The sequence below is a fragment of the Kitasatospora sp. MBT66 genome, assembly GCF_000710405.2.
GTDB classification, from domain to species: Bacteria; Actinomycetota; Actinomycetes; order Streptomycetales; family Streptomycetaceae; genus Kitasatospora; species Kitasatospora purpeofusca.
Genome location: NZ_JAIY01000015.1, coordinates 48,223 through 69,218, shown reverse-complemented (window position 1 = coordinate 69,218; position 20,996 = coordinate 48,223). Strand labels below are relative to the sequence as shown.

19 protein-coding genes and 1 pseudogene are annotated in these 20,996 nt (G+C 74.9%); 11 read left to right on the top strand and 9 right to left on the bottom strand.

Going from position 1 to position 20,996, the window contains the following annotated elements; genetic code table 11:
• Window positions 1-18 precede the first annotated feature (18 nt).
• From BI06_RS35475 to nirB, 3 genes are read right to left on the bottom strand one after another with little or no spacing between them, the layout of a single operon-like run.
• Window positions 19-1,389, bottom strand: a complete 1,371-nt coding sequence (locus tag BI06_RS35475; protein WP_030396341.1) for a nitrate/nitrite transporter — start codon at window positions 1,387-1,389, stop codon at window positions 19-21.
• Window positions 1,386-1,796 (bottom strand): nitrite reductase small subunit NirD, encoded by a 411-nt coding sequence (gene nirD / locus BI06_RS35470; RefSeq protein WP_051742626.1) that lies wholly within the window; start codon window positions 1,794-1,796, stop codon window positions 1,386-1,388. The genes BI06_RS35475 and nirD overlap by 4 nt, the downstream gene beginning before the upstream one ends.
• The gene (nirB, locus tag BI06_RS35465; RefSeq protein ID WP_043475243.1) at window positions 1,793-4,411 is read right to left on the bottom strand and encodes a nitrite reductase large subunit NirB; all 2,619 of its coding nucleotides are present in this window, start codon (window positions 4,409-4,411) and stop codon (window positions 1,793-1,795) included. The genes nirD and nirB overlap by 4 nt, the downstream gene beginning before the upstream one ends.
• A 385-nt stretch (window positions 4,412-4,796) precedes the next feature.
• On the opposite strand from nirB, the gene BI06_RS35460 reads away from it, so the two are divergent.
• Together BI06_RS35460 and BI06_RS35455 are read left to right on the top strand one after the other, a co-directional pair.
• Window positions 4,797-5,942, top strand: a complete 1,146-nt coding sequence (locus tag BI06_RS35460; protein WP_030396344.1) for a uroporphyrinogen-III synthase — start codon at window positions 4,797-4,799, stop codon at window positions 5,940-5,942.
• 20 nt (window positions 5,943-5,962) lie between these two features.
• Window positions 5,963-6,700, top strand: coding sequence for a sirohydrochlorin chelatase (locus tag BI06_RS35455; RefSeq protein ID WP_369826317.1), 738 nt, complete (start codon window positions 5,963-5,965; stop codon window positions 6,698-6,700).
• Between the two features lie 44 nt (window positions 6,701-6,744).
• Here the strand turns inward: BI06_RS35455 and BI06_RS35450 are convergent, their stop codons facing one another.
• Window positions 6,745-7,323 carry a hypothetical protein gene (locus BI06_RS35450; RefSeq protein ID WP_233290418.1) on the bottom strand — a complete coding sequence of 193 codons (579 nt, stop codon included), beginning with the start codon at window positions 7,321-7,323 and terminating at the stop codon, window positions 6,745-6,747.
• A gap of 215 nt (window positions 7,324-7,538) precedes the next feature.
• On the opposite strand from BI06_RS35450, the gene BI06_RS35445 reads away from it, so the two are divergent.
• From BI06_RS35445 to BI06_RS35430, 5 genes and pseudogenes are all read left to right on the top strand, one after another.
• Entirely contained in the window at window positions 7,539-9,047 is a 1,509-nt protein-coding gene (locus tag BI06_RS35445; RefSeq protein ID WP_043475383.1) for a carboxyl transferase domain-containing protein, read from the top strand.
• Window positions 9,048-9,598: 551 nt separating this feature from the next.
• Complete coding sequence (locus BI06_RS35440) at window positions 9,599-9,994, top strand: transglycosylase SLT domain-containing protein (RefSeq protein WP_030396348.1); 396 nt, start codon at window positions 9,599-9,601, stop codon at window positions 9,992-9,994.
• Between the two features lie 325 nt (window positions 9,995-10,319).
• Window positions 10,320-11,540, top strand: a complete 1,221-nt coding sequence (locus BI06_RS35435) for an ROK family transcriptional regulator (RefSeq protein ID WP_043475235.1) — start codon at window positions 10,320-10,322, stop codon at window positions 11,538-11,540.
• 9 nt (window positions 11,541-11,549) lie between these two features.
• A pseudogene (locus tag BI06_RS55670) lies at window positions 11,550-12,635 on the top strand (sulfatase); the annotation flags it as partial.
• A 46-nt stretch (window positions 12,636-12,681) separates the two neighbouring features.
• Window positions 12,682-13,221: a hypothetical protein gene (locus BI06_RS35430; RefSeq protein WP_051742625.1), complete on the top strand. Its 540-nt coding sequence runs from the start codon at window positions 12,682-12,684 to the stop codon at window positions 13,219-13,221.
• 45 nt (window positions 13,222-13,266) lie between these two features.
• On the opposite strand, the gene BI06_RS35425 is transcribed toward BI06_RS35430, so the two are convergent.
• On the bottom strand, window positions 13,267-13,731 hold the full coding sequence (locus BI06_RS35425; RefSeq protein ID WP_043475232.1) for an HD domain-containing protein: 465 nt from the start codon (window positions 13,729-13,731) through the stop codon (window positions 13,267-13,269).
• A gap of 173 nt (window positions 13,732-13,904) precedes the next feature.
• Here BI06_RS35425 and BI06_RS35420 point away from each other — a divergent pair, with 173 nt between their 5' ends.
• Entirely contained in the window at window positions 13,905-14,831 is a 927-nt protein-coding gene (locus tag BI06_RS35420; protein ID WP_043475230.1) for an AEC family transporter, read from the top strand.
• A 9-nt stretch (window positions 14,832-14,840) separates the two neighbouring features.
• On the opposite strand, the gene BI06_RS35415 is transcribed toward BI06_RS35420, so the two are convergent.
• Window positions 14,841-15,296 (bottom strand): MarR family transcriptional regulator, encoded by a 456-nt coding sequence (locus BI06_RS35415; protein ID WP_030397851.1) that lies wholly within the window; start codon window positions 15,294-15,296, stop codon window positions 14,841-14,843.
• A gap of 368 nt (window positions 15,297-15,664) precedes the next feature.
• Here BI06_RS35415 and BI06_RS35410 point away from each other — a divergent pair, with 368 nt between their 5' ends.
• Window positions 15,665-16,360: an alpha/beta fold hydrolase gene (locus BI06_RS35410; protein WP_030397852.1), complete on the top strand. Its 696-nt coding sequence runs from the start codon at window positions 15,665-15,667 to the stop codon at window positions 16,358-16,360.
• Window positions 16,361-16,425: 65 nt separating this feature from the next.
• Here BI06_RS35410 and BI06_RS35405 read toward each other — a convergent pair whose 3' ends face one another.
• Window positions 16,426-16,689, bottom strand: a complete 264-nt coding sequence (locus BI06_RS35405; RefSeq protein WP_030397853.1) for a dsRBD fold-containing protein — start codon at window positions 16,687-16,689, stop codon at window positions 16,426-16,428.
• Window positions 16,690-17,012: 323 nt separating this feature from the next.
• On the opposite strand from BI06_RS35405, the gene BI06_RS35400 reads away from it, so the two are divergent.
• Both BI06_RS35400 and BI06_RS35395 read left to right on the top strand, forming a co-directional pair.
• Complete coding sequence (locus BI06_RS35400) at window positions 17,013-18,050, top strand: DMT family transporter (RefSeq protein ID WP_199523406.1); 1,038 nt, start codon at window positions 17,013-17,015, stop codon at window positions 18,048-18,050.
• Window positions 18,051-18,106: 56 nt separating this feature from the next.
• Window positions 18,107-18,772 carry a DUF6629 family protein gene (locus tag BI06_RS35395; protein ID WP_030397855.1) on the top strand — a complete coding sequence of 222 codons (666 nt, stop codon included), beginning with the start codon at window positions 18,107-18,109 and terminating at the stop codon, window positions 18,770-18,772.
• Window positions 18,773-18,902: 130 nt separating this feature from the next.
• Here BI06_RS35395 and BI06_RS35390 read toward each other — a convergent pair whose 3' ends face one another.
• Entirely contained in the window at window positions 18,903-20,354 is a 1,452-nt protein-coding gene (locus BI06_RS35390) for an MFS transporter (protein ID WP_082558918.1), read from the bottom strand.
• Entirely contained in the window at window positions 20,351-20,971 is a 621-nt protein-coding gene (locus BI06_RS35385; protein WP_030397857.1) for a helix-turn-helix domain-containing protein, read from the bottom strand. The genes BI06_RS35390 and BI06_RS35385 overlap by 4 nt, the downstream gene beginning before the upstream one ends.
• Between the last annotated feature and the right edge of the window lie 25 nt (window positions 20,972-20,996).

Genomic DNA, 20,996 nt, shown 5'->3' with positions numbered 1-20,996 from the left:
GGGCCGACGGCGTCCCGCTCAGCGCCGGGCGCCCGGGCGGAGCCAGACGGCCCAGGTGAGGGCGGAGCAGCACAGGTAGGCGACCAGGAAGGCCAGGTAGGCGTCGTCGCCGGTACCGGTGCTGAGGAAGGACTGCCGGAAGGCCAGGTTGACCAGCACCCCGCCGAAGGCGCCGATCGCGCCGGCCAGGCCGATCAGCGCGGCGGTGCGGCGGCGGGCGGTGGCCTCGGTGGCGGCCGGGTCGGCGCCGTCGGCGACGGCCAGGCGGGCCCGGCCCTCGTAGTGGGCGGGGATCATCTTGTACGTCGAGCCGTTGCCGATGCCGCTGAGCACGAACAGCGCGATGAAGCCGGAGAGGAAGAGCGGCAGCGAGCCGGCCCGGGAGGCGGCCAGGACGACGGCGGTGCCGGCGCCCATCGCGACGAAGGTGACCAGGGTGACCCAGGGGCCGCCCCAGCGGTCGGCGAGCCTGCCGCCGACGGGACGCAGCAGGGAGCCGAGCAGCGGGCCCAGGAAGGTGAGCGCGGCGGCCTTGACCGGGGTGTCGAAGCGGTCGTGGAACTGCACCTGGAGCACCTGGCCGAAGGCGAACCCGAAGCCGATGAACGAGCCGAAGGTGCCGATGTACAGGGTGGAGACGGCCCAGCCGTAGGGGTCGCGGGCGACCTCGCGCAGCGAGCGGTCGGCGGGGGCGCCGGGTTCCCGGGGCGGGGTCGGCAGGTTGTCCATCCGGCGCCAGGCGAGCGCGGCGGCGGCCAGGATCAGCGGCAGGTAGATCAGCGGCAGCAGCCGGGGGTGGGCGGCGCCGGCGGTGGCGAGCACCAGCAGGCCGAGCAGCTGCACGGCGGGGACGCCGAGGTTGCCGCCGCCGGCGTTGACGCCGAGGGCCCAGCCCTTGAGGCGGTGCGGGTAGAAGGAGTTGATGTTGGCCATCGAGGAGGCGAAGTTGCCGCCGCCGACACCGGCGACGCAGGCCACCGCGAGCAGGGTGCCGTAGGAGACGCCGGGGGTGAGGACGAGCGCCGCCAGGCCGGTCGGGACCAGCAGCAGCAGTGCGCTGACCACCGTCCAGGTGCGGCCGCCGAACCTCGCCACGGCGTAGGTGTAGGGCAGTCGGAGCAGTCCGCCGAGCGCGGTGGGGAGCGCGGTCAGGGTGAACTTGCCGGCCGGGTCGATGTGGTACTGCGGGCCGAGGAAGAGCACCAGGACGGACCACAGGCTCCAGACCGAGAAGCCTATGTGCTCGGAGAGGACGGACAGGATCAGGTTGCGGCGGGCCGTACGGGCACCGGTGCGCTCCCAGAACTCGCGGTCCTCCGGGTCCCAGTGGGTGAGGGTGGGGGCGCCGGCCGTCCGCCGGGCCGGTCGGGTGCCGAGGGCGGTGGTCATGCCCGCTCCTCCTTCCGGGAGTTCCGAGGGTTCGGGGAGTCGGTCGCCGCGGCGCAGTCGGTCGCCGCGGCGCGGACCGGCCACCGGCGGAGCACCGCGGGGGTGCCGTCGGGGGCGGTGTCCTCGTCCAGGCAGCGGCCGTCGGTGAGGTCGAAGGTCTGCTTGTACATCGGCGAGGCGAGCGTCGGCCGGCCCGAGCGGCTGCCGAGCAGACCGCGGGAGAGCACGTGCGCGCCGCTGAACGGGTCGCGGTTGTCGACGGCGTACAGCGCGCCGGAGCGGTCGAGGAACAGGGCCACCTGGGTGTCGGCGGGGGGCAGCAGGACGGCGACGCCGCGGCCGGGTTGCAGGTCGTCGAGGCTGCAGACGGGCTGCCAGCGGGTGCCGTCGTGGATCTCCACGGTCACTTGGCGAGCACCTCCAGTCGGGGTCCGGCCACGAGGACCGGGGCGGGGGCGGGGAGGACGTGGCCGTCCTCGTCGGGGCGGGCGGGGCGGATCTGGCCGCGTTCGGGGACGAAGGTGACGGCCGGGTCGGGGGTGCCGGGAGCGTTGACGAAGGAGGCGAAGCGGCGGAGCCGGTCCGGGTCGGCCAGCGTAGCGGCCCACTCGTCCTGGTAGGAATCGATGTGGCGGGCCATCAGGGCGTCGAGTTCGGCGGCGATGCCGAGCACGTCGTCGAGGACGACCGCGCGCAGGTGGTCGAGGCCGCCGTCGAGCCGCTCCAGCCAGACCGAGGTGCGCTCCAGCCGGTCGGCGGTGCGGATGTAGAACATCAGGTAGCGGTCGACGGTGCGGATCAGCGTCTCGCGGTCCAGGTCGGCGGCGAGCAGGTCGGCGTGCCGGGGCGTGGTGCCGCCGTTGCCGCCGACGTAGAGGTTCCAGCCGGCGGAGGTGGCGATGATGCCGAAGTCCTTGCTCCGCGCCTCGGCGCACTCGCGGGCGCAGCCGGAGACCGCCGACTTGAGCTTGTGCGGGGAGCGCAACCCCCGGTAGCGCAGCTCCAGTTCGATGGCCAGGCCGACCGAGTCCTGGACGCCGTAGCGGCACCAGGTCTCGCCGACGCAGGACTTCACGGTGCGCAGCGCCTTGCCGTAGGCGTGGCCGGACTCGAAGCCGGCCTCCACCAACCTGGCCCAGATGGCGGGGAGCTGGTCGACCCCGGCGCCGAACAGGTCGATCCGCTGGCCGCCGGTGATCTTGGTGTAGAGGCCGAAGTCGCGGGCCACCTCGCCGATTGCGATCAGGCCGTCCGGGGTGATCTCGCCGCCGGGCACCCGGGGCACCACCGAATAGGAGCCGTTGCGCTGGAGGTTGGCGAGGAAGTGGTCGTTGGAGTCCTGGAGGGCGGCCTGTTCGCCGTCCAGGATGTGGCCGTTGGAGAGGCTGGCCAGGATCGAGGCGACGGTCGGCTTGCAGATGTCGCAGCCCTCGCCGGTGCCGTGCCGGTCGACCAGCGCGGAGAACGTGGTGATGCCGGTGACCAGGACGATCTCGTACAACTCGGCGCGGCTCTGCGGAAAGTGCTCGCACAGGCCGGTCCCCACCTCGGCCCCGGTGGCGGCGAGTTCCTCGGTGACGACGGTGGTGAGCTGCTTGAGGCAGCTGCCGCAGCCGGTGCCGGCCCGGGTGCACTTCCTGACGGCGGCGACGCTGTCGCAGCCCTGCTCGTGGACGGCGGCGCGCACGGCGCCCTGGGTGACGTTGTGGCAGGAGCAGAGCACCGCGTCGTCGGGCAGCGCGATCGGGCCGGCGGCGGCGGACCCGGCGGGCAGCACCAGTTGTTCGGGCGGGACGGTGAGCGGGCGGCCGGCCGTCGCCAGCGCGCGCAGGGTGCCGTAGGCGTCGGTGTCGCCGACCAGGACGCCGCCGCGCAGGGCCCCGTCGGCGCCGATCACCAGCTTGCGGTAGACGCCCAGCCGGCCGTCGCTGTAGAGCACGTCGAGCGCGCCCTCGGCGGTGCCGTGCGGGTCGCCGAAACTGGCGACGTCGACGCCGAGCAGTTTGAGCCTGGTCGAGGTGTCGGCGCCGGTGAAGCCGGGGCCGGGCCGGCCGGCGAGTGCGCGGGCGGCCGTCTCGGCCATCTGGTAGCCGGGGGCGACCAGTCCGTAGACCCGGCCGTCGGCGGCCTGGGCGCACTCGCCGATGGCGAGGACGGCCGGGTCCTCGGTGCGGCAGTGCTCGTCGACCACGATGCCGCCGCGCGGGCCGACCGCCAGGCCGCAGTCCCGGGCAAGCCGGTCGCGGGGGCGGACGCCGGCGGAGAACACCACCAGGTCGGCGGCGAGTTCGCGGCCGTCGGAGAGGAGCAGGCCGCGCACCGCGCCGTCCGGGCCGGTGGCGACCCCGCTCGCGGCGGCGGCGGTGTGGACGGTGACACCGAGCTCCTCGATCCTGCGCCGGAGCAGTCGGCCGCCGCCCTCGTCGACCTGGACGGCCATCAGGCGGGGGGCGAACTCGACCACGTGGGTGGTGAGTCCCGTCGCCCGCAGCGCGCCGGCCGCCTCCAGTCCGAGCAGGCCGCCGCCGACCACGATGCCGGTGCCGCCGCCCGCCACCACGGCCCTCGTCGCGTCGGCGCGGATCGCGTCGAGGTCCTCGACGGTGCGGTAGACGTGGCAGCCGGCGGCGTCCCGGCCGGGCACGGGCGGCACGAACGGGGCCGAACCGGTGGCCAGCACCAGGTCGTCGTAGCGCAGTCGGGCGCCGGAGCGGGTGGTGACGGTGCGGGCGGCGCGGTCGACGGCGGTCACCGGGTCGCCGAGGCGCAGCTCGATGCCGTGCTCGGCGAGGAAGCCGGGCGGGCAGAGCGTGAGGTCCTCGGGCGTGCGGCCGTCGAAGAGGGAGCTGAGGTGGACGCGGTCGTAGGCGGGGCGGGGCTCCTCGGCGAGCACGGTGACCCGCCGGCGCCGGGCGCCGGGCTGCTCGGTCCAGGCCTCCAGGAAGCGCTGGCCGACCATGCCGTGGCCGACCAGGACGAGGTCCAGCGGCGGCTCGGGCGGCTCGGCCGGGTGGGACGTCATGCGTGACTCCTCGGGTGGTGCGGGGGCTGGGGGCGGGCTGGTTGTGGGGTGTGGAGGCAGAGGCGGGGTCGGGGGGCGGGGGCCGGTTCGGGTTCGGGTTCGGGTTCGGGTTCGGGTTCGGGTTCGGGTTCGGGTTCGGGTTCGGGTTCGGGTTCGGGTTCGGTGGTCCCGCTCACCGGTGCCCCGGGGTCGTGCCGAGAAATTTCGCCGGTGGTCGTTTCGCCGCCGGGTCCGCCGTGTTGCGCCCGCGGTACGCCTGCCTCACACCCGACACCGCCCGACGTGCGGCTTCGGACATCCCCCGTAACGGGAGCGGCCGCTTCGCTAACTCCGGGGAGACGGACGGGCAATCAGCCCGTAACGAGCGGCCCGCACCCTTTCGGCCATGGCAACAACCACCCTCACCGGACCGCGCCCCACCCCGCGGACCGGGCCCCTCACCGGCTTCACGATCGGGGTGACCGCCGCCCGCCGCCGCGACGAGCTGACCGCGCTGCTCACCCGGCGCGGCGCCCAGGTCGTCGAGGCGCCGGTGCTGCGGATCATGCCGCTCGCCGACGACCTCGCACTACGCCGGGCCACCGAGTCCTGCCTGACCGGGCCGCTCGACTACGTGGTCGCCACCACCGGCGTCGGCTGGCGCGGCTGGATGAGCGCCGCCGAGGGCTGGGGCCGGGGTGCCGCCCTCGCCGACGCGTGCCGGCGGGCCGTCGTCCTCACCCGGGGCCCCAAGGCCACCGGTGCCGTCCGGGCCAGCGGCCTCGGCGAGGGCTTCTCCCCCGGCTCCGAGGCCACCGACGAACTGCTGACCTGGCTGCTCGCCCGCCCGCTGGCCGGCCGGCGGATCGCCGTCCAGGAACACGGTGTGCGGCTCGACGACTTCGCGGCCGCGCTGCGCGAACGCGGCGCGGAGGTGATCTCCGTCCCGGTCTACCGCTGGGCCCCGCCGGACGACCCGGCCCCGGTGCGGCGGCTGGTCGAACAGACCGTCCGCCGCCAGGTCCACGCCCTCGCCTTCACCAGCGCCCCCGCGGTCAGCGCGTTCGTCGAGACGGCCGCCGCCGACGGCCTGCGCGACGCGCTGCTGGACGCGCTGCGCGGTGACGTCCTGCCGGTCTGCGTCGGCGCGCTCTGCGCCCGGCCGTTCGCCGACCTCGGCCTGCCCGTGGAATTCCCCGAGCGCGGCCGGCTCGGCTCGCTGGTCCGGCTGCTCGCGGAGACCCTGCCGAGCCGGGGCCGCCGCGAACTCGACCTGGGGAGCACCCGGTTGACCCTCCAGGGGAACGCCGCCCTGGTCGACGGGGAGAGCCGGCTGCTCAGCCCGCGCGGCGCCGCCGTGCTGCGCGCGCTCGCCGAACGCCCCGGGCATGTGCTCAGCCGCGCCGACCTGCTGCGCACGGCCTGGCCGGACGCGGCCGCCGACGAGCACGCCGTCGAGGCGGCGGTCGGGCGGCTGCGGGCGGCACTCGGGCCGCACGGGAAGCTGATCCGCACCGTGCCCAAGCGCGGCTACCGGCTGGCGGCGGCCTGATGGGGGCGGGGCTTGCAGGGGTGCGTCCTCCCTCGGACGGGAGCCGGCCGGTCCTGCTCGCGGTCGCGCACGGCAGCCGCTCCGCCGCCGGAGTCGCCGCGAACCGGGCGCTGCTGTGCCGGGTCCGGACGCTGCGCCCGGGCCTCGACGTCCGCTGCTGCTTCCTGGACCTCGCCCGGCCCTCCCTCCCGGAGGCACTGGCCGCCCTCGACGGGCGGGCCGCCGTGCTGGTCCCGCTGCTGCTCGGCGGCGGCTACCACCTGCGGGTGGACCTGCCCGGCGCGCTCGCCGCCGCCGGACTGACCCGCCTTCCGCTCGCCCGGGCGCTCGGCCCCCACCCGCTGCTGGCCGCCGCGCTCGCCGAACGCCTCGCCGCGGCCGGTCGCCCGGCCGGCGCGGGGCCGGTGGTCCTCGCGGCCGCCGGCTCCTCCGACCCGGCCGCCAACGCCGACACCGCGCGGACGGCCGAGCTGCTCGCCGAACGCCTCGGCGAGGGCAACCCGGTCATCCCCGCCTACCTGTCCGCCGCCCGCCCGACCCCGCAGGAGGCGGTCGCCGCCCTGCACACCGCCGGCCACCGCCACGTCGCCGTCGCCACCCATCTGCTCGCGCCCGGCTTCTTCGCCGACCGCGCCGCCGCCACCGGCGCCCGCTGGGCGAGCGCCCCGCTCGGCACCCACGAGGCGCTCGCCCGGCTGGTCGCCCTGCGCTACGACGAGGCCCGGGCCCGGGTCGAACCACTCGCCGTCGCCCGCTGACCGTCCGGCCGGCGGCCGGCCGTCGGGGAACCGTCGGGGAACCGTCAGGCGCGCCGCCGCCGGTGGTACGCGTACGTCAGCGCGAGGATCAGCGGCCCCCAGAGCACGAACAGCCCGCTCACCACCGTGGCCAGCGCCCGCCACCAGCCGTTGACGAACCCGACCTCGTGGAAACCCGCGAGCTCGAAGGTGGTGAGGACCCACTGCACGGTCAACGCCGTGAACGCGCCGCCCGCCACCGTCCCGGCGGCAACCACGAGCCAGGCGGGCGCCCGCTCGCCCCACGGCCGGACCAGCCCGGCGCAGAGCAGCGCGAAGGCCTCGGAGAGCAGGCTCAGCGTGAGGACGTAGGGCACCGTCACCCAGAGCGGGAGGTCCTCGCGCGGCATGTCCATCCCCATCTGGAACCCGAACCCGAACGGCAGCCGCCACAGGCACACCGGCAGGGCGAGCAGGGGCAGCGCCCGTGCGGTGCGCAGCGCCCAGACGGGGACGGGCCGTTCGGTGGTCGGGTTCGCCGCACCCGGGGTCGCCGTACTCGGGGCCGTCGCGCCCGGGGTCGTCGCACTCGGGGCCGTCGCACTCGGGGCCGTCGCGCTGGTGGTCATGTCCGTCGTGGTCATGTCCCCACCCTCCGCCCCCGCCGGTCCCCCCGGGATCGTGCGCGGGCCCGATCCCCCTCCCCCGTCCGGGGGAGGCCCGTCCCCCGGCCTCCCCCGGGCTGTCGACCTCCTCACACCCGGCGCCCAATCCCCCACCGCGCTCCCCCCGCCCCCTATGGTGATCTTCCTCGGCACGGACTCGGCACGGACTCGGACCGGACGATGGGGTGGAGCAGATGAGCATGTCCCTCACGGCACATCAGCTGATCGGACTGCTGGTCGACCCCGGCTCCTTCGTGAGCTGGGACGATCCGGTGACCACCGAGCCTCGCGACGCCGAGTACCGGGCGAGTCTGACCCGCGCCCGGGAGCGGACCGGCATCGACGAGGCGGTCGTCACCGGCATCGGCCGGATCGGCGGGGGACAAGCGGCCCTGATCGCCTCCGAGTTCGGCTTCCTCGGCGGGTCGATCGGCGTGGCCACGGCCGAACGGATCACCCGGGCCGTCGAACAGGCCACCGCCGCCCGGCTCCCGCTGATCGCCCTCCCGGTCTCCGGCGGCACCCGGATGCAGGAGGGGTCGGCGGCGTTCCTGTGCATGCTGCGGATCACCGCGGCCGTCCAGGCCCACCGGGCGGCCGGACTGCCGTACCTCACCTATCTGCGCAACCCCACCATGGGCGGGGTTTTCGCCTCCTGGGGCACCCTCGGGCACCTGGTGTTCGCCGAGCCGGGGGCCCGCCTGGGCTTCCTCGGCCCGCGCGTGTACGAGGAACTGCGGGGCGTCCAGCTGCCGCCCGACGTGCAGCGCGCCGAGACGCTCGCCGAACGCGGCCTGGTGGACGCGGTGGTCGCGCCCGAGGAACTGCGCGAGGTACTGCGCCGCTCGCTGTCCGTACTCACCCGCCGCGCCCTGCCCTCCCCTTCTCCTTCCTCCGTTCCTCCGGCTCCCGTCCCCCCGACCCCCGCCGAACGGCCCGACGCCTGGGAGGCCGTCCTCCGCACCCGGCACCCCGACCGCCCCGGCACCCGCGAACTGCTGCGCCGCACCACCGAGGAACTCGTCCTCCTCGACTCCCCGGGCGGCCGCGACGGAGCCCTGGTCCGGGCCCTCGCCGTGCTGGACGGCCAACCCGCCGTGGTCGTCGGCCAGCAGCGCCGGGCCGGCGCCCAGGAACGCCCCTTCACCGCCGCCGACCTGCGCTCCGTCCGCCGCACCGCCCGGTTCGCCGAACAGCTCGGCCTCCCCCTCGTCACCGTCGTCGACACGGCGGGCGCCGAACTCTCCGTCCAGGCGGAGCTGGACGGCGTGGCCGTGGAGATCGCCCACTGCCTCACCACCCTCCTCTCCCTGCGCACGCCCGTTCTCGCCGTCCTGCTCGGCCAGGGCTCCGGCGGCGGCGCGCTCGCCCTCCTCCCCGCCGACCGCGTCCTCGCCGCGGGAAACGCCTGGCTCGCCCCGCTCCCCCCGGAGGGCGCCTCCGCGATCGTCCACCGGGACGGCTCGCACGCCCCCGAGCTGGCCCGCGCCCAGGGCATCGGCGCCCACGACCTCGCCGCCGTCGGCCTGGTCGACACCGTGATCCCCGAACTTCCCGACGCCGCCGACGAGCCCGCCGCCTTCTGCGCCCGCCTCGGCCACGCCGTCTCCACCGCCCTCGCGACCCTCACGGCCACCCCCACCTCCGAGCGCCTCGCCGCCCGCACCACCCGCCACCGCCGCCTGGGCGACCTCGTCGTCTGAGGACGGAGGCCGGGCTCCGGAGGCGGCGGGCTCCGAGGAGGACGGGCTCCGAAGGCGGCGGGCTCCGAGGAGGACGGGCTCCGAAGGCGGCGGGCTTCGAGGAACGCAGGCTTCGAACCGTGGCCCTGTGGTCCCGGTCTCAGATCAACGGCGACGTGGCGTGCCGACGGCACGGCCCTGGGTGACGGGGGCGGCGTTCAAACGGTGAGTGCGCTCACAAGGAATCCGTCGGCACGACGGCCGGTAGTGCTCACGGCCGGTGCGGTGCGGACGCGGGATCGGCGCAGGTCAGAAGCGCCCGCGAGCGGCCTTCGAATCGACGGCGCGCGAGATCGCTACGACGCGGCGTCGTAGCGGAGGGGTCTTGGCGATGGCCGATCCCGTCTGCCAACAATGGCTCTCGTCGCCAGCCGTACCCGGTACCTGTCCCACCGGAGTACGGCTCTTCACGAACTACTGCCGATGCGCGCCCCGCGACCGTTACGGCCCCTGTCCGGCCACGGTCCGGGCGGGGCGAGCACCGGCCCAACCTGATTGAGGTCTTGTTCTTCATGCCCACTTTCAAGCTTCGTATGCGTACCTCGGCTGCTCTTCTCGCCGGTGCCGCCGGTCTGACCGCCATCGGCGCCGGTGTCATGCCGGCCACCGCGTCCGCCGCGACCGCCTCCCCGCAGGCCATCGCCGCGCAGATCGTGCCGGCGAACCAGCTCTCCTCGTTCAGCCAGATCATCTCCCACGAGTCCAGCTGGAACGTGACCGCGACCAACCCGAGCTCGGGTGCGTACGGCCTGGCGCAGGCGCTGCCGGGTTCCAAGATGGCCACCCACGGCTCGGACTGGAAGACCAACGCCACCACCCAGATCCGCTGGGCGCTGGACTACATGAACAGCCGCTACGGCAGCCCGAACGCCGCCTGGACCTTCTGGCAGAACCACCACTGGTACTAAGCCGACCCGAGGAATCCTCCACGGCACGGCATCCGGACCAACTGTCCCCCCTCACCCCGGGGTCGGACAGGGACCACCGGGGTGACCGAGGCCCGGCCGCGCGCGATCCGCGCGGCCGGGCCTTCGGCCGTTCCCGCTCCACTCTTTTCCCGCTCTCCCCTTTCTTCCTGCTCCCGCCGTTCCCCCGTTCCCCCGTTCTCCCGCTCCCGCCGCTCTCGTCTCCGCCCGCCGTGTCGTGCCCAGCGGATATATTCGGGCCGAGACGAAGTCCCGCCGCCGTTCGGGCCGTGCCCGGCCCCGCCCCGCCCCGTTCGAGGAGCACCCGGTGCCCAAGCCCCCGCGCCCGGCGACCGCCACCACCCGGACCGTGGCGCAGGTCAACCAGACCGTGCTGCTGGAGGTGCTTCGCCGCAACGGCTCACTCTCCCGGCAACGGCTGGCGACCGAGAGCGGACTGTCCACCGCGACCGTGCACCGGCTGGTCGAGGCGCTGCGCACGGCCGGACTGGTGGTCGTCGAGCCCGAACGCGCGCCGTCCAGCGGCGGTCGGCCGCCACAGCTGATCCGCTACAACGCCGGGGCGCAGACCGTACTGGCCGTGGCACTGCGACCGCGCCGCGTCGTCGGCGTGGTCACGGACCTGCACGGCACGGTGCTGCACGAGGCCGAGCGGCAGTGGCCGCCGGCGCTGGGCCCCGACCGCACCCGCGAACCGTCCGCCGAGGAACTCACCGGACCGCTGCTGGCCCTTGTGGACGGCCTGCACGGCTGGGCCGCGCGCCACGCGGGCCCGCCCCGTGCCCTGGTGGTCGGGGTGCCCGGGGCGGTCCGGGACCGCGGCACCGGGCTGGTGGAGTTCGCCCCGGTACTGGACTGGCCCGGGCTGCGGCTGCGCGCCCCGCTCCAGGAGCGGCTGGGCGTACCGGTGGCGGTCGAGAGCAATGTCGACCTGGTCGCGCTGGCCGTCCAGCACAGCGAGGCGGGCGCGGGCGTCAGCGACCTCGTCGCCGTGACGGTCGGGATCGAGGTCGGCGCCGGCCTGGTGCTCGGCGGCCGGCTGCACCGGGGGCGGCTGGGCTCGGCCGGCGCCCTCGGCCACCTGATGACCGACTGCCGGGCCCTGGAGCGTCCGGCGGGGCGCACCGGCGACACCCAGGCGCGGATCGGTGACCGGGCCGTCGACCTGCGGATCACCGAGGCCGGACTGGCCGTGGCCGGGACGTCGACCGAGCGGGTCGCCGAACTGTTCCGGCTGGCCCGGGCGGGCGTGCCGGCGGCGGTGCGCCTGGTGGACGAGTTCACCGACGACCTGGCCCTGCTGGTGGCGCGGACCATCAGCGTTCTCGGCCCCGAACTCGTGGCCCTGGGCGGACGGCTGCTCCGGGAGAGCGGCGGCGGGATGCTGCCGGCGATCGAGTCCCGCCTCCAGGGCCGGGTGCCGGTGCTGCCGCAGCTGGTGACGATCCCGGCCGACGCCACCGAACTGGCCGGCGCGACCGCGGCCGCCGTCCGGCTCGCCGACGGGGCCACGTTCATCACGCGCTGAGCCGGGGCGGTGCCCCTCCCCCGGGCCGTTCCCCCGAGTATTTATTGGTGTGATAGGAACCACCGGTGTCCGTGCGCCCCGAGTGGACCGTGCCGCACCGTGCCGCCGCACCGTGCTGGACCGCGGTCGGCCCCGGGATGTTCGCGCGCACCGGCCGGGCCGGACGGACCCGCCACCACCGTACGAACGGCTCGAAACGGACGGCCCGACGTGACCGCACAACGCCCCAATGTCCTGGTGGTCCTGACCGGCCAGCAGACGGCCGACGCGATGGGCGCCGCCGGGAACCCCTACCTCGCCACCCCGCACATGGACGCGCTGGCCGCCACCGGAACCCGCTACCGCCGCGCGTACTGCGGCCGGCCGCTCTGCGCGCCGTCCCGGACCGGACTGCTCACCGGGCGACTGCCCAGCGCCACGGGGGCTGCTCGGGCCGCTGGAGCCGGTGGGGCCGCTGCGGGCGGGGCCGCTGCGGAACCGCCGCTGGGCCGGGTGTTCGCCGAGGCCGGCTACGACTGCGTGTACACCGGCTCGTGGCAGCTGCCCGAGCAGGAGGCGCCCGACGGCCGAAGCTTCCGCCGCCTCCACCCGACCGACGCCGACGGCACCAACGGCGACGACGCCGGGTTCACCCGAAGCGTCGCCGGCTTCCTCACCCGACCGCGCTCGCGGCCGTTCCTGCTGCTGCTCCCACTCCCCGAGCCGCACGGCATCTCCGCCTGGGCCCGCGGCCACGACCCGTCCACCGGCCCGCTCCCCGCGCCGCCGCCCGCCGCGTTGTGCCCGCCGCTGCCCGCCAACCACCCGCGCGCGCCGTACGAGGCCGGACTCCCCCGGCTCGCCCAGCGGGCCCGACCGCACACCCACCCCACCGCCGAGTGGCGCGAGGACGACTGGCGGCGCTACCGGCACGCGTACTACGCACTGGTCGAGCGGGCGGACCAGCAGCTCGGCACCGTGCTGGCCGCCGTACGGGAGCACCGCCGGTGGAGCGGCCGGGAGACCGTCGTGGTGTTCACCTCCGACCACGGTGACGGCGCGGGCGCCCACGGCTGGAACGAGAAGTGGGCGCTGTTCGAGGAAGTGGTGCGGGTGCCGTTCCTCGTTCCTGCTCAGCGGCCCCGGTATCGCGGCCGGCGAGGTGAGCGACCGGCTGGTCTCGGTCGGCGAGGACCTCCTGCCCACGCTCTGCGACCTCACCGGAGTCCCGCTGCCGCCCGACCTCGCGGGCCCGACCGGTCCCGATGGCCCGACCGACCGGGTGGGGCCCGCCGGTCCGGCTCCTTCGCCTTCGGCCGGACATCGGCCGGATCCGCAGCCGCAGCTGCGGCCCGGCCTGCCCGGGCGCAGCGTGCTCGCGCCGGAGCCCCGGGAGACCGTGGTGGTGGAGACCGGCTGGGAACTGCCGGGGTTCGAGGACGCCCTCGGCCGGACGGTCCGGGACGAGCGGCACAAGTACGTCTGCTACGCCTGGGGCGACCACCGCGAGCAGCTCTTCGACCTCGCCGAGGATCCCGGCGAGATGGTCAACCTCGCGGCGGACGCCCGGAACGCGGCCCTGCTCGACCGCTTCCGCACGCTCCTCGCCGAGCACTGCGCGGGGACGGGGGACCTGTTCGGACGCTTCGTCCCCGTACGCGACACCCACGCGCCCTGCGCCCACGGGCCGGACGGAGGCTGACCCCGGCGCGGGCCGGACGTGGTGCCGACCTGGTGCCGACCGGCGTCAGTCGGACTCCGCCGCCAGGCCCAGCAGTTCACGGGTGCGGCGGTACTTGGCGGCCAGCCGCGCGGCGGTCGCCGGGTCGAGGCTCGCCAGCCGGGCCGGGTCGGAGTTGTGCGCGAGGTCGGCCCGCTTGACGACGAGGGCGCCCGGCGTGGCGAGGATACGTGCGGTGTACTCCTCCAGCGGCTCGCCGGGGCGCTTGGTGAGCGCGTCCACGATGGCCTTGGTGGCGTCGCTCAGCGCCGCGTCGGCCAGCCACTCGCGGGTCAGCGCGTCGTCCTCGACGGCGTCGTGCAGCCAGCCGGCCGCGATCTGCTCGGGGCTGCCGCCCCGCGCCGCCACCCCGTGGGCGACCGCCACCAGGTGTTCGGCGTACGGGTGGCCGTTCTTGTCGGTCTGCCCCGCGTGCGCGTTCCGGGCGATCTGCTCGACCTCGGCCAGGCTCAGGTAGTCCACGCCGCCCATCGTAGGCACCCGCCCCGCCCGGCCGCGCGGGGGCCTGCCCACCGACGGCGTCAGGGCGGCTGATTGACTTCCGAGGTCCTACCCACCCCGGGCGGCCGGTCCACGGCCGTCCGCCCGACCGGCATGCCGACGACCGCCCTGACGATCACTCCGACGACCGCGCCGAGGAAGCCATGCCCAGCCTGCACCCGTTGCTGTCCGGTTTCGCCCCGATCTGGGCCCTGACCGGCGTCGGGTACGTCCTCGGCCGCAGCAGACTGCTCGGCGACCAGGCCGAGCAGGTGCTGAACCGGTTCGTCTTCCACGCGGCCATGCCCGCCGCGCTGTTCCTGATGATCGCCCGTACACCGCTGGACCGGTTCGCCAACCCCTCCATGCTGGCGTTCACCGCGAGCACCCTGGTGGCGGGCGGGCTCGGACTGTACGCCTCGTACCGGCTGTTCGGCCGGGCGCTGCCGGAGCGGACGCTCGGCGGGATGGCCGCCGGGTACGTCAACTCGGCCAACCTCGGCATCCCGGTGGCCGTGCAGGTGCTCGGCGACGCCTCCTTCGTCGGCCCGGTGGTGCTGTTCCAGATCCTGGTGGTCACCCCGGCGGTGCTGACCGTGCTGGACTCCGGCCGGGCGGGCCTGCGGGCGGCGCTCACCCTGCCGCTGCGCAATCCGATCCTGCTGGCGGTGGGCTTCGGCGCCGTGCTCTCGGCAACCGGCTGGCGGCCGCCGGCCGAGCTGAATCGTTCCTGCGAACTGCTGGGCGGCGCCGCAGTACCGACCGCGCTGGTGGCACTCGGCCTGTCGATCTGCCACCCGCCCGCGGTCACCGGCGCCTCCCGCTACCTGGAGGTCGGGACGGCGGTCGCGATCAAGAACCTCGTCCAACCGCTGACGGCCTGGGCGGTCGGCGCCCTGGTGCTCGACCTGCCGCCCCACCAACTGCTCACGGTGGTCCTGTTCTCGGCCCTGCCCACGGCCCAGAACGTGTTCACCTACGCCCGCGAGTACAACCACGGCGCCGTCTTCGCACGCGACACCGTCCTCGCCTCGACCCTCCTGTCGATGGCCACCCTGTCCCTGGTCGCCTGGACACTCGGCCCGGCATAGACGCCCGCCCTAATCCGCCCGGGCCGCGGCCACCACCCCGGTCATCGCCACCAGGAACCTTCGCGCCACGGCGAGTTCCACCTCCCCGAAGGCGCCCATCGCGGCCATCAGGTCGGCGACCAGACCGCCGAAGAAGGCCTCGCCGAGCTCGACCGCACGCTCCTCCACCACCAACCGGACCTTGCGGCGGTCCTCCTCGTCCCGCTCCCGCCGAATCAGCCCCGAGCGAGCCAGCCGGTCGACCAGCCCCGTCGTCCCGGCCGAGTTCAACCCCAACGCCGCTCCGAGCCGACCCGGAGTCACCACAGCCCCGGCCCGATCGGCGTCCAGCAGATGGATGAGCCCCCGCAGATCCGTCGGATGCAAACCGTTCCGCGCGGCGAACTCGGCACCGAACAGGTCGAGTTCGGACGTCAGCCCGCGCAGCAGTCGGATCAGCTGCGTCGGCGTCTGCGACGGCTCCACCTCATCGCCCCTTCCCCGGAGTCCTCAATACGCCCAGAACCCCATCCCTACCCCCACCCACCCCGGCCCAATACCCTCCACCGCCCTGCCTCGCCCGGTCCTGCCACGCACCGCACCGCACCGCACCGCCACCCCACTCGGCACGGGCGGTCGGTGTCGGTGCGGCTGGGCGAGGGTGGGCGAATCGTCCGCACCTCGTCTCCCGCCCGCGCGCCCCGAGGTGTCCAGAAGTTGTGCCAGGAGGTGTCCCGCGAGGGTCCCGGCAACCACGTCCGTCGGAGCTCCGCCGGGCCGGTGGCTGTGGCCACCGCCGGCGAAGGGAGCGAGCATGGTCGGCGGAAGCCGTCGAGATCGACACGGAGGTGGCGATGAGGGTCGTGTTCGTGCACGGGGCGTGCGTCCGGGACGGGTCGTGGTGGTGGCGCCGAACCGCCGAACTGCTGCGGGAACGCGGGGTGCCGAGCGCGGCCCCGGAGCTGCCGAGCTGCGGCGAGGCGGGACAACCCGCCGGCGCCGACGGGCCGGGGCTGCCCGAGGATGTGGCGGCCGTACGACGGGTGCTGCGGGCCGACGACGAGCCGACCGTCGTGGTCGCCCACAGCTACGGCGGAATCGTCACCGCGGAGGCCGCCGCGGGGATCGGATCCGTACGCCATCTGCTGCTGGTCTCCAGCTACCTGCCCGAGGTCGGGCAGAGCCTGTCGGACTTCGGGGACGGCGGCCCCGCCCCCTTCCTGGACGTCGATGCCGACAGCGGTACCTTCGGCGTCCGGCCCGAGCTGCTCGTGGACACCTTCCTCCAGGACTGCGTCCCCGAGGACCAGGAGCAGGCGGGGCACCACCTCGCCCGGCAGAGCGTGCGCGTGACCGCGCAGCCGGTCGGCGCGGCCGCCTGGCAGCAGGTGCCCACGACCTACCTCGTCTGCGCCCAGGACGGCGGTACCCCGCCCGGGCGGCAACGCGACTTCGCCCGCCGGGCCGGCCGCATCGTCGAACTCGACGCCGGCCACCACCCGTTCCTGTCCCGGCCTGCTGCGGTCCGGGATCTGCTGCTGAGCCTGTGACAGCAGCCTGGCCCGGCCGTTCACCCGGCCGGGCCAGCGGACCCGACTACCGGCTCAGTACCGGCTCAGTAGATCAGGTACCCGGGCCGGTGCCCTTCGTCGTCGATCTCTCCGGTCGCCTGAGCCCGTAGCTTGCGCGACAGCGCCTCCAGGGCCCGGGAGGCCGCGACCTCCTCGCCGATCCTGGCGAGCGGGCGGTCTTCCGCGCTCTTCGTCGCCTCCCCGTGCGCCGTGAGACCCGGCGCCCGGGCGCCCATCAGCCTCGCCTGGCATCCGGTGTGGACACCGTCCTCCTCGAAGCTCAGCTCCACATCCCACTGGTTGTGCATGCCACACCTCCTGGCGCCGGCGCCCGTCGCGCCCGCTCGGGCCGGTCCGGGCAGTGCTCCCGTGGCGGCCGCTCACACCAGCGTGCGCCCGTCGGCACGGCAGCGGCAAGCCGACCGGGACGGCGGCGCCCGGCGCCACGCCCGGGCCGTTACCGGGGGTCGGCGCCGCACCCCGGCGGTAGGCTGGCCACAGCGCGCCGAACCCGCGAAAGCCCTGCTCCGGAACACCGAAACCCCCTGGGCGCACCCCGCCCGAGGCACCGGAGCCCGGCGGTGCGGCGCGGTCGGCAACCATCGGTCGGCAACCATCGGGCGGTCCCTCCGTGGCGGTCTTCCTCCTGGCATTGAGTGCCGCCTGCTTCCTGGGCCTCGGATTCGTCCTCCAGCAGCACGCGGCACAGCGGGCCCCGCGTGCCGACCTGCTGCACTGGCGGCTGCTGCTGGACCTGCTACGGATGCCGGAGTGGCTGCTCGGCACCGGATTCATGGTCATCGGGTTGATCCTCTCCGCGCTCGCCCTCAACCAGGGCGAGGTGTCGCTGGTCGAACCCCTCCTCGCGACCAACCTCATCTTCGCGATGGCACTCGCCAGGGTGCTGACCCGCCAGACGCTAGGACGCTCCGGCTGGGCGGGGGTGGTGCTGCTGGCACTGGGCGTGACGGTGTTCATCGTGGCCGGCCGCCCCACCGGCGGCGGCCCCCCGGCGAGCGAACTGCGGCACTGGCTGGTGATCGGGACGGTGGTCGGGCTGACCCTGCTGCTGGTCTCGTTCGCCCGCCGGCTGCCGCTGTTCGAGGAGGCGACCCTGCTCGCGCTGGCCGCGGGCCTGCTCTACGGGCTCCAGGACGCGCTCACCCGGACCACCACCCAGCGGCTCGACCACCAGGGGCTGGACGCCGTCCTGCGCAGCTGGCAACCGTATGCCGTCGTCGCGGCCGGCGTGGTCGGCCTACTGCTGGTCCAGAGCGCGTTCGAGGCCGCGCCGCTGCGGATGTCCCTCCCCGCGCTGACCGCCGCGCAGCCGATCTCCGGCATCGTCTGCGCGGTCGGCTTCCTCGGCGACCGCCTCCGGGTCACCCCGGGTGCACTGGCGTGGGAGGTGATCGGTCTGATCGCCGTCGTGATCGGCGTCGTGGTGATCGGCCGCCACCCCGCCCTTCCGGGCACCACCGGCATTTCCGGCGGCACCGGTGGTACCGGCGCTGGTGACAGTGGCGGCGCTGGTGGCAGTGGCGACACCGACAGCACCGACAGCGGTCCGCCGCCCGGCCCGACCGGCCCGACCAACCGCCCACCCCGGACCTCCGCCGAGGAGGACACCCCCGGCACCGGCACCGGCGGCCCCACGGACACGGGCTGATCGCCCGACCCCGGACCCGTTGACCGACCGACCCATCGCCGACCACCGGAGACCCCATGTGCTGGAGTGCCCAGGCGGACCTCGTCGTCGGCAGTGCCGTGACGGCCGTCGGCGTGCTCTGCCTCGTGCGCGCCCACCGCGCCGGCCGACCCGAACGCCTGCCGCTCGCCGCTCTCCCGCTCGTCCTCGGGGTGCACCAGCTGATCGAGGCCGCGGTCTGGTCGGGCACCGACGGTGACCTCTCGCCCGCGCCGGCCGCCTGGGCCCGCACAGCCTGGGCGGTGATCGCTCTACCCCTGCTCCCGCTCCTGGTCCCGATCGGCGTCCGCTGCGCCGCCAGGGTCGACCGCCCACGTCAGCGACTGCTGACCGGGTTCGTGATCCTCGGCCTCCTCGTCGCCGTGCCCTTGGCCCACACCGTCGCCACCCATCCCGTCGGCGCCACCGCCCATGCCCACACGCTCGACTACCGCCTCGGCGCCCCGTACCCCGCCCTCCTTCTCACCGGCTACCTCCTCGCCACCGTGGGCTCGCTCCTCCTCAGCGGTGACCGCCTCCTCCGTCGTCTCGGTCTGCTGACCGGAATCGGCGCCCTGGTCTGTGCCCTCCTCTGGCAACTCGCCTTCGTCTCCACCTGGTGCGCCCTCGCCGCCCTCGCCTCCGTCCTTCTGCTCCGCTGGACGACCTCACCACTTCCCGCCGCTCGCCCCCGGACTTCGTAGCCCCGAGTCCGTCATCGCATCCGTCACCGCGTCCGGCGGGCGCCCCGGCCGCCGCGCGGGGGCGTCCGGCCGCCGTGCGGGTGTCCGGCGGGCAGGTGGCTGCCGCCGCGGCCGCCCGGCCCCGCCGAGGTCAGCCGGCTGCCGGGGCCGTCGGGCCCGGCACCTTCTGCTCCGGGGTGCTGCTCGCGTCCGGGGCCGCCGCCGGGGCGCGACCACGCTTGCGGTCCATCTCCCGCCACTCGGGCCGTAGTCCGGACAGGGCGGTGGTGGCGATGTACAGACCGCCGCACGCGAGCAGCACCGGTATGAGTCCGACCATGGACACGGCCGCGCCCGCGAGCAGGCCGCCCACCGGGATTCCCGCCCAGGCGAGCGAGTCGCCCAGCGCATTGACCCGGCCCAGCAGGTGGCGGGGCACCCGTTCGAGCTGGACGGCACCGAGGATCGGATTGAGGAAGCCACCGCCGAAGCCGCTGACCGCGAAGACCGCGACCACCAGTCCCATCGGCACGTCCACCGCGAGGACGAGGAAGCGTGGGGCGCCGACGAGCAGGAAGCCGACGAAGAACACCGTCCGGCGCGGCAGGCGATGGGCGACCGCCGCCGCGATCAGGCTGCCGGCCACCGCCGCGATCCCCCAGGCGCTCCCGGTCAGACCGATCGCAGCCGGGCCGCCGCCCGATTCCCGGGCCCAGACGGGCACCAGCACACTGAGGAACGCCGCGTCCAGGAGGTTGGTCACCGCGACCGTCACGATGACGGTCAGCAGCAGAGGCTCGCCCCGCAGGAACGCGAATCCCTCCCGGAACATCCGCCAGTAGCCGACCGGCCGGTCCCCGTCGGCGGCGTCGGCCCCGCCTCCCGTCGGCACGGTCGCCGGTCCGGACGCCCCCGGCACCGCGGCCGAGCGGCCCATCCCCCGGGGAAGCGCGACGGCGATCACGAGCGAGCCGAGCGCGAAGGCGACCGCATTGACCGTCAGACCGGCCATCGGGCCGAGCAGGGCGATCAGCCCGCCGCCGACCGCCGGACCGATCGTGGTGGCAAGCCGCTCCGTCACCCCGGAAAGACCGGTGGCCCGCTCCATCGGAATCCGGCCCAGATCGGCCGCCTCGGCGACCATGACCTCCTTGGCCAGGTCCCCCGGGCCGCGGGCGGCGCCGATCATGGCGACCATGACCAGCAGGAGCCAGAACGGCAGTAGGCCGAGCGCGTGCAGCAGCGGGACCAGGCCCGCCGCAACGGCGCTCACCGCGTCCGTCGTCCAGGAGACGACACGCGGACCGATCCGGTCGACCACCGGGCCGGCGAAGGCCTTGACGAGCACATAGGGCGTCAGCTCGACGAACGCGACGACTCCGGTCATGGTGGCACTGCCGGTCGTGGCCAGCACGAACCATGGCAGGGCGATCGCCGAGACCCGGGTGCCGGTGAGCGAGACGGCCATCGCCGTCAGCACCCCGACCAGAGGCCGGAAGCTGCGCGGCCCGCTGGCCGGACCCTTGGTGGCCGGACCCTTGGTGGCCGCGGCCGTCGCCCCGGGCGGCGGCACCTGGGCCGGAACCGTGGCGTCGGCGCTCATGACCGGTCCTCCGGCACGTCGTCGTCAGCGGCCTGCGGCTCGGGAAGCACCTGGACGATCACGGCCACCCGGTCCGTGCCCTCGGGGGTGGGACCCCCCGGGTCGATGCGGCGGTAGCGGGCGACCACCTCCGACATTTCTCGGGCCAGGGTCCGGGCCTCCTCCGGGGTCAGTTGGAGCACCATGTCACTGAGGTCCATCGCCTGTCGCCACTCGGGCGTCATCGTCTCGTAGGCGTTGAGCGCCGTCTGTGCCGTGAGGGTGTGGGCCGTGACGATCGACCGCAGATAGCCGAGCGCCGCCTCCGGATCGTCCCCGCTGTCCGTCCACCAGCTGGTCTGGTGGACCGCCTTCCACCAGCGGTCCCGGGCATTGCCGCGCTCGGTGTCCTCGGCGACGAATCCGGACGCCGCGAGCTGGCGGAGGTGGTAGCTGGTCGCTCCCGAGTTCAGCCCCAACTGCTCGGCCAGCTTGGTGGCGGTGGACGGGCCGTTCTTCCGGAGCAGCCCGATCAGCTGCACCCGCACCGGATGGGCCAGGGCCCGCAGGCCCTTGGCATCGATCACGACATCGGTCTGCGGGTCCGGACTGTGCAACCACCTGCGGTCATCGGTCATGGCAACACAGTAGAACCGCAAAGGG

Excerpts from the sequence above, each read along its gene's own strand:
- BI06_RS35475 (WP_030396341.1), bottom strand. The coding sequence starts at position 1,389 with ATGACCACCGCCCTCGGCACCCGACCGGCCCGGCGGACGGCCGGCGCC.
- nirB (WP_043475243.1), bottom strand. The coding sequence starts at position 4,411 with ATGACGTCCCACCCGGCCGAGCCGCCCGAGCCGCCGCTGGACCTCGTC.
- BI06_RS35460 (WP_030396344.1), top strand. The coding sequence starts at position 4,797 with ATGGCAACAACCACCCTCACCGGACCGCGCCCCACCCCGCGGACCGGG.
- BI06_RS35450 (WP_233290418.1), bottom strand. The coding sequence starts at position 7,323 with ATGACCACGACGGACATGACCACCAGCGCGACGGCCCCGAGTGCGACG.
- BI06_RS35445 (WP_043475383.1), top strand. The coding sequence starts at position 7,539 with ATGAGCATGTCCCTCACGGCACATCAGCTGATCGGACTGCTGGTCGAC.
- BI06_RS35440 (WP_030396348.1), top strand. The coding sequence starts at position 9,599 with ATGCCCACTTTCAAGCTTCGTATGCGTACCTCGGCTGCTCTTCTCGCC.
- BI06_RS35425 (WP_043475232.1), bottom strand. The coding sequence starts at position 13,731 with ATGGGCGGCGTGGACTACCTGAGCCTGGCCGAGGTCGAGCAGATCGCC.
- BI06_RS35420 (WP_043475230.1), top strand. The coding sequence starts at position 13,905 with ATGCCCAGCCTGCACCCGTTGCTGTCCGGTTTCGCCCCGATCTGGGCC.
- BI06_RS35410 (WP_030397852.1), top strand. The coding sequence starts at position 15,665 with ATGAGGGTCGTGTTCGTGCACGGGGCGTGCGTCCGGGACGGGTCGTGG.
- BI06_RS35405 (WP_030397853.1), bottom strand. The coding sequence starts at position 16,689 with ATGCACAACCAGTGGGATGTGGAGCTGAGCTTCGAGGAGGACGGTGTC.
- BI06_RS35395 (WP_030397855.1), top strand. The coding sequence starts at position 18,107 with ATGTGCTGGAGTGCCCAGGCGGACCTCGTCGTCGGCAGTGCCGTGACG.
- BI06_RS35390 (WP_082558918.1), bottom strand. The coding sequence starts at position 20,354 with ATGAGCGCCGACGCCACGGTTCCGGCCCAGGTGCCGCCGCCCGGGGCG.
- BI06_RS35385 (WP_030397857.1), bottom strand. The coding sequence starts at position 20,971 with ATGACCGATGACCGCAGGTGGTTGCACAGTCCGGACCCGCAGACCGAT.